Annotated in this window: 1 protein-coding gene; it reads left to right on the top strand. The window is 38.9% G+C overall.

Going from position 1 to position 252, the window contains the following annotated elements; genetic code table 11:
- The coding region (locus LJE09_RS17715) for a hypothetical protein (protein WP_442860833.1) at positions 1-252 on the top strand (252 nt) is incomplete at both ends.

The raw sequence follows: 252 nt of genomic DNA, 5'->3' as shown, positions 1-252 counted from the left end.
AATTGGTAAGATTTACTATCCAGCGCCTTATTTAGCGAATGATACAATCCCTTACTATACTTCTGCTTACGATATGGATATGCGCAAAGTGATTGATGTCTACGCAACAGCGCAACAACACGTTGATCAAGGAATGAGTTTAACCTTGTTTATGCGTTCAGAAATCCCTGAAGGCTTGTATGAATGGAAAGAAACACCAAAACAAACAACCCGTGACTTGAACATTTTACGTCATTATGCGTTCAACAAAGG

It is taken from the genome of Blautia sp. DFI.3.45 (assembly GCF_020593505.1).
GTDB lineage: Bacteria > Bacillota > Clostridia > Lachnospirales > Lachnospiraceae > Blautia_A > Blautia_A wexlerae.
The sequence above is the reverse complement of the archived record's forward strand: the minus strand, read 5'-3'. Positions and strand labels throughout refer to the sequence as shown.